Source organism: Bradyrhizobium sp. JR4.3 (genome assembly GCF_040547695.1).
In the GTDB taxonomy this organism is placed as follows: domain Bacteria; phylum Pseudomonadota; class Alphaproteobacteria; order Rhizobiales; family Xanthobacteraceae; genus Bradyrhizobium; species Bradyrhizobium canariense.
In genome coordinates this window covers 144,956-150,955 of sequence record NZ_JBEPQF010000020.1, presented here as the reverse complement: position 1 = coordinate 150,955, position 6,000 = coordinate 144,956, and the positions used below count along the sequence as shown (strand labels likewise).

Annotated in this window: 8 protein-coding genes; 5 read left to right on the top strand and 3 right to left on the bottom strand. The window is 66.0% G+C overall.

Features of this window, described 5'->3' with window-relative positions:
- The 5 genes from ABIB91_RS27705 to ABIB91_RS27685 all read left to right on the top strand — a co-directional run.
- Nucleotides 1-849, top strand: an 849-nt coding sequence (locus ABIB91_RS27705) for a response regulator (RefSeq protein WP_354169021.1), incomplete at its 5' end; no start/stop codon positions are given.
- A gap of 24 nt (nt 850-873) precedes the next feature.
- On the top strand, nt 874-1,344 hold the full coding sequence (locus ABIB91_RS27700) for a chemotaxis protein CheW (RefSeq protein WP_007606277.1): 471 nt from the start codon (nt 874-876) through the stop codon (nt 1,342-1,344).
- 73 nt (nt 1,345-1,417) lie between these two features.
- A complete protein-coding gene (locus ABIB91_RS27695) occupies nt 1,418-1,783 on the top strand; it encodes a response regulator (RefSeq protein WP_007600538.1) in 366 nt (121 codons plus the stop codon).
- Nucleotides 1,784-1,858: 75 nt separating this feature from the next.
- Complete coding sequence (locus ABIB91_RS27690; protein WP_007600539.1) at nt 1,859-3,055, top strand: protein-glutamate methylesterase/protein-glutamine glutaminase; 1,197 nt, start codon at nt 1,859-1,861, stop codon at nt 3,053-3,055.
- Entirely contained in the window at nt 3,052-3,924 is an 873-nt protein-coding gene (locus ABIB91_RS27685) for a CheR family methyltransferase (protein WP_354169015.1), read from the top strand. Before ABIB91_RS27690 ends, ABIB91_RS27685 begins: the two co-directional genes overlap by 4 nt.
- 50 nt (nt 3,925-3,974) lie before the next feature.
- Here the strand turns inward: ABIB91_RS27685 and ABIB91_RS27680 are convergent, their stop codons facing one another.
- The 3 genes from ABIB91_RS27680 to ABIB91_RS27670 are packed head-to-tail and all read right to left on the bottom strand — an operon-like array spanning nt 3,975 to nt 5,931.
- Nucleotides 3,975-5,135, bottom strand: coding sequence for a glutathionylspermidine synthase family protein (locus tag ABIB91_RS27680; protein ID WP_007600541.1), 1,161 nt, complete (start codon nt 5,133-5,135; stop codon nt 3,975-3,977).
- A gap of 3 nt (nt 5,136-5,138) precedes the next feature.
- A complete protein-coding gene (locus tag ABIB91_RS27675) occupies nt 5,139-5,525 on the bottom strand; it encodes a hypothetical protein (protein WP_007600542.1) in 387 nt (128 codons plus the stop codon).
- 1 nt (nt 5,526) lies between these two features.
- A complete protein-coding gene (locus ABIB91_RS27670; protein ID WP_007600543.1) occupies nt 5,527-5,931 on the bottom strand; it encodes a DUF350 domain-containing protein in 405 nt (134 codons plus the stop codon).
- Nucleotides 5,932-6,000 lie beyond the last annotated feature (69 nt).

Below are 6,000 nucleotides of genomic sequence, written 5' to 3'. Positions count from 1 at the left end.
GCTCACAGCATCGGAAGTGGCGAGCAGACCACCTCGCTCCTGGTGTTCCGCGCCGGCTCGTCCCAGCCCAAGGCGGTCCCGCTCGGGCTCGTCACCCGCCTGGAAGAACTCCCGGCCGACAAGATCGAGTTCAGCAACGGCCGCTACATGGTGCAGTACCGCGAGCAGCTGATGCCGCTCGTTGCCATGGAGAGCGTCACCATCGCGAGCCAGGGCGCCCAGCCGATCCTGGTGTTCTCCGATGACGGCCGCTCCATGGGCCTCGTCGTCGACGAGATCATCGACATCGTCGAGGAACGGCTCAACATCGAGGTCGGCGGCTCCTCCTCCGGCATTCTCGGCTCGGCCGTGATCAAGGGCCAGGCCACCGAAGTGATCGACGTCGGCCACTTCCTGCCGATGGCGTTCTCCGACTGGTTCACCCGCAAGGAGATGAAGCCGTCGCTGCACTCGCAATCGGTGCTGCTGGTCGACGACTCGGCGTTCTTCCGCAACATGCTGGCCCCGGTGCTCAAGGCCGCCGGCTACCGCGTCCGCACCGCGCCGACCGCGCAGGAGGGCCTGGCGGCGCTGCGCGCGCAGACCTTCGACGTGGTCCTGACCGACATCGAGATGCCCGACATGAACGGGTTCGAGTTTGCCGAGACCATCCGCTCCGACAGCAATCTGGGCGCGATGCCGATCATCGGGCTCTCCGCGCTGGTGTCGCCGGCGGCGATCGAGCGCGGCCGTCAGGCCGGCTTCCACGACTATGTCGCCAAGTTCGACCGTCCCGGTCTGATCGCGGCGCTGAAGGAACAGACCGCGGGCGCCGCCGGTGCCTCCGAGCTGAGCCGCGCAGCAGCGTAACCAGCGGGATCAGGAGATACGCACATGACCAAGAAGACCCAGTCCGGCGAAGGCGCCATGGTCGAATACGTCACCGCGATGATCGGTGGCCAGCTGTTCGGCCTGCCGATCTCCCGCGTCCAGGACGTGTTCATGCCCGAGCGCGTCACCCGCGTGCCGCTGTCCTCGCGCGAGATCGCGGGCGTGCTGAACCTGCGCGGCCGCATCGTCACCGTGGTCGACATGCGCGCCCGGCTCGGCCTGCCCAAGCCCGAGGACGGCAAGATCCCGATGGCGGTCGGCGTCGACCTGCGCGGTGAATCCTACGGCCTCCTGATCGACCAGATCGGCGAAGTGCTGCGCCTCGCCGAGGACGGCATGGAAGAAAACCCCGTCAATCTCGACCCCCGCATGGCCAAGCTCGCCGGCGGTGTCCACCGTCTCGACGGCCAGCTCATGGTCGTCCTCGACGTCGACCGCGTCCTCGAGCTCGCGCCCGAGATGATGGCGGCCTGATACGCCGGCACATCCGCCGACGTACCTGCAATTGGAAGTGCCCCCGCAAAAGCGGGGAGAAGCAGAGGTTCACATGCGAACTTGTCTCGTCGTTGATGATTCCAGCGTCATCCGCAAGGTTGCGCGCCGGATCCTGGAAGGGCTCGACTTCCAGATCCTCGAAGCCGAGGACGGTGAGAAGGCGCTGGAGGCCTGCAAGCGCGGCCTGCCCGACGCTGTGCTGCTGGACTGGAACATGCCGGTGATGGACGGCTACGAGTTCCTCGGCCATCTCCGCCGCATGCCCGGCGGCGACCAGCCCAAGGTGGTGTTCTGCACCACCGAGAACGACGTCGCGCATATCGCGCGCGCGCTGCACGCCGGCGCCAACGAGTACATCATGAAGCCCTTCGACAAGGACATCGTGACGGCGAAATTCCAGGAAGTCGGCCTTATCTGAGCGACCGCCCCGGAGGCTGAACGGCTCCTTCGGCGTTTGTCTTCAACTGACCGTTTCAGTCTGAGTTGGTGAGTAATGAGTGTTGCGTTCGCAGGTAATTCGACCCCGGGCTCGTCGCGGGAAGCCGGACCGTTGCGGGTGATGGTCGTCGACGACTCCGTCGTCATCCGCGGTCTGATCTCGCGCTGGATCGGTGCCGAGCACGACATGGAGGTCGCGGCGTCGCTGCGCACCGGGCTCGAGGCGGTCAACCAGATCGAACGCATCAACCCCGACGTTGCCGTGCTCGATATCGAAATGCCCGAGCTCGACGGCATCTCGGCGCTGCCGCAACTCCTGGCGAAGAAGCGCGATCTCGTCATCATCATGGCTTCGACGCTGACCCGCCGTAACGCGGAGATCAGCTTCAAGGCGCTGTCGCTCGGCGCCGCCGACTACATTCCGAAGCCGGAATCGACGCGCGAGGCGTCGGCTGCGGACATCTTCCACCACGACCTGATCCAGAAAATCCGCCACCTCGGCGCACGGCTTCGCCGCAAGCCCGCGGTTGCGAGCCCGCCGCTGGCGCCTGCGAGCCCGGCCCCGGCCGCACGTGGACCGGTTGTCGCGCGGCCTGCCGCGCCGGCTCCGGCCGTGCATGCGCCGTCGTCGTCCTCGGTGCTGTCCACGCGTCCGTTCTCGACCCAGGCACCGAAGGTGCTGCTGATCGGCTCATCGACCGGCGGTCCTCAGGCGCTGATGGCGCTCGTCGCCGAGCTTGGCGCCGTGATCGACCGCGTCCCGGTGCTGATCACCCAGCACATGCCGCCGACCTTCACCACCATTCTCGCCGAGCATCTGGCACGCACGAGCCGCAAGCCGGCAGCCGAGGCGGTCGATGGCGAGCCGGTGAAGCCGGGCCGCATCTACCTTGCGCCGGGCGGCAAGCACATGCGCGTCGTGCGCAGCGGCGCCGACGTGGCGATCGCGCTCGACGACGGTCCCGCCGTCAATTTCTGCAAGCCCGCGGTCGATCCGCTGTTCACCTCCGCCATCGACATCTGGCATGGCGCCATCCTCTCCGTGATCCTGACGGGCATGGGCTCGGACGGCATGCGTGGCGGCAAGGACATCGTCGCCGCCGGCGGCAGTGTGATCGCGCAGGACGAAGCCTCCAGCGTGGTCTGGGGGATGCCGGGCGCAGCGGCCAATGCCGGCATCTGCGCAGCGATCCTGCCGCTCAACCAGATCGGCGCCCGGGTCAATCGCCTGTTCGCGGGAGACCGCTCGTGACGCCGGCTGACTACGACTATCTGCGCAGATTCCTGAAGGAGCGCTCCGGCCTCGATCTCTCCCCGGACAAGCAGTATCTGGTCGAGAGCCGGTTGCTGCCGCTGGCTCGCAAGGCGAGCCTTAGCGGGATTCCCGATCTCGTGCTGAAGATCAGGAACGGCGACGGGCGGCTTGCGAGCGACGTGGTCGAAGCGATGACCACCAACGAGACCTTCTTCTACCGCGACAAGATCCCGTTCGATCATTTGCGCGAAACGATCCTGCCGGGGCTGCTTCGGGCGCGCGCGGCGCGCAAGTCGCTGCGCATCTGGTCGGCGGCATCGTCGACGGGACAGGAGCCCTATTCGATCGCAATGTGCGTGAAGGAGATGGGCGCAGCCTTCGCCGGCTGGCGCATCGAGATCGTCGCTACCGATCTGTCGCAGGAGGTGCTGGAGAAATCCAAGGCCGGCGTCTACAGCCAGTTCGAGGTGCAACGCGGCCTGCCGATCCAGCACCTGATGAAATACTTCACGCAAGCGGGCGAGGTCTGGCAGCTCAACGCCGACATCCGCGCGATGGTGCAGTTCCGCCAGCTCAATCTGTTGCAGGACTTCTCCCATCTCGGCACGTTCGACGTGATCTTCTGCCGCAACGTGCTGATCTACTTCGACCAGGACACCAAGGCCGTGATCTTCGAGCGCATGGCCAAGGTTTTGGAAGCCGACGGTACGCTGCTGCTCGGCGCTGCCGAATCCGTCGTCGGCATCACCGATGCGTTCCGCCCGATCGCCGACCGTCGTGGTCTCTATCAGCTCAACCCGACGCGCTCCGGCCGCCCGATGGGCGGATTGATGCCGCCGTCGTTAAAGGTGGCAGCGGCGCGCTGAGATGCGTTCTTCTCCTCTTCCACGAGGGGAAAAGGGAAGAAGAGCGCACCTCACAAGATCGCATGCGGTAGAAATCGCGAGCCGTTGCCGGTGATCGGGCTCTCGTCCTCGCGGATCGACAGGCCGCAGGGTTCGTGATCGACCAGCCAGCTTCCCACCACCGGATAGAAGTCTGAGAAGTTCGGCAGCGGTGCGAGCGCCTGTCGCACGAAGCCTTCGGCGCCGTAGGGTCCTGCCTGCTCGTCGAGCGGCATTCCGCCTGATACCAGCGTGACGTTGGCGCCTTCGCGCGACAGCAGCGGCTTGCGCACATACGAACTGCCGAGCTCGACTGCCCGCGGATCGTCCTCGAAGAAAGCCGGCAGCAGATTGGGATGGTTCGGAAACATCTCCCATAGCAGCGGCAGGATGCCCTTGTTGGAGAGCACCGCCTTCCACGGCGGTTCGATCCAGCGTGTCTGTGCGTCCTTGAGCTTTGCGCCGAAGGCGTCGTGGAACATCCATTCCCAGGGATAGAGCTTGAAGGCGAGCGCGATGTCGCGGTTGTCGAGATCGACGAAGCCGCCGGCATCATCGCGCCAGCCGATCGCCTCGATATCGAGTAGCGTGGTCGCCAGTCCCGCCTGGCGCGCCGTGTCTTCGAGATAAGCGAGCGTGCCGGCGTCCTCCTCATTCGCCGTGGTGCCGGTGAGATGGACATGGCGGCTAGCGGCAATCTGCTTCCACGCTTCGATCAGGCGTTCGTGGATGGAGTTGAACTGGTCGGCCCGCGACGGGATGATGCGCCGTTCGATCGCCTGTTCGAGCCAGGTCCATTGAAACACCGCGGCTTCGAAAATCGAGGTCGGCGTGTCCGCGTTGTATTCGAGCAGCTTTGCCGGTCCCCTGCCGTCGAATTTCAGATCGAGCCGGCCATAGAGGCTGCGGTCGTCGCGCGCCCAGCTCTCGGCGATCAGGCTCCAGAACGCGTCCGGTATCTTCAAGCGCTGCAGATGGCGCTCGTCGCCGATCACACGGCCGGCAAGCTCCAGGCACATCGCGTCGATCTCGCCGGTCGGTGCCTCGATGCCACGCTCGATCTCGTCGAGCGTGAAGGCGTAATAGGCGCGCTCGTCCCAATAGCGCTCGCCCTCGATGGTGTGGAAGGCGAAGCCGCATTGTTCGGCGGTCTGCCGCCAGTCGTCGCGCTCGGGGCAGACGATGCGTCGCATGGGTCAGCCGCCGCCGGAGAAGCCATGGCCAAACGAGCCGAAGCCGCCGCGGCTCACGCCGCCGGAGCCTGAATCGGACGACGCTCCGGACGAGGAATGGCTCGAGGAGTCGCTGCTGAAGAAACTCGATCGCGATGAGCCGCCGCCGCCCCCGGAGGAGCTGCGGCTGCTGCTGCACGAGGTGCTCGCTTGCACCGCCGGGTCCGTGCCGACAGGGGAGGGCTCGCAATTGTGCCGCGGCATCAGCGTGTAGGCGGTGGTGCCGACCGCGATCGTGCCCATCACCAGCAGCGCGACGTGGCCGGAGCGCTTCACCGGCTGTTGTGCAGGCGGCGGTCCGGCCGCCGGCCGGCGCTTGCCGAACTCCTTTTTGGAGGGCTTGTCGGCCATGTCAGTAGATCATGCAGGCGGCGTTGAGCAGCCCCGCGGCGAGCGAGGACAGCCCGAGCCAGATGGCAGCTGCAAGTTCGCCGGCGGCGATCCGCGCCGACAGATTCGGCACCGGCACTCTCACCAGAAAGAACACGACGATCTGGACGATCAGCGCGATCATCGCCCAGATCAGGCAGTCCAGCACATTGGCCGAATGCGCGATCGCGCTGACCAGCGGCGCCACGAAGCCCAGCAGGCTGAGGCCGAGCGCGATCGCCGCAGCCGGATCGTTGTCGCGGATCAGCTGGAATTCGTTGTGCGCCGTGATGCGGGTATAGGCGAACAGATACGCCACGATCGCGATCAGCCCGGTGCAGAAATAGACCAGGAAGGCGGGCAGGCCGGCGAGTGATTGCAGGATCATCGTTCCCCCATCGTGCAGCGACCATTCGTCGGCTGGGGAAGGATAGCGGTTCAACGGCGCAAGGACGAT

Excerpts from the sequence above, each read along its gene's own strand:
- ABIB91_RS27700 (WP_007606277.1), top strand. The coding sequence starts at position 874 with ATGACCAAGAAGACCCAGTCCGGCGAAGGCGCCATGGTCGAATACGTC.
- ABIB91_RS27695 (WP_007600538.1), top strand. The coding sequence starts at position 1,418 with ATGCGAACTTGTCTCGTCGTTGATGATTCCAGCGTCATCCGCAAGGTT.
- ABIB91_RS27690 (WP_007600539.1), top strand. The coding sequence starts at position 1,859 with ATGAGTGTTGCGTTCGCAGGTAATTCGACCCCGGGCTCGTCGCGGGAA.
- ABIB91_RS27680 (WP_007600541.1), bottom strand. The coding sequence starts at position 5,135 with ATGCGACGCATCGTCTGCCCCGAGCGCGACGACTGGCGGCAGACCGCC.
- ABIB91_RS27675 (WP_007600542.1), bottom strand. The coding sequence starts at position 5,525 with ATGGCCGACAAGCCCTCCAAAAAGGAGTTCGGCAAGCGCCGGCCGGCG.
- ABIB91_RS27670 (WP_007600543.1), bottom strand. The coding sequence starts at position 5,931 with ATGATCCTGCAATCACTCGCCGGCCTGCCCGCCTTCCTGGTCTATTTC.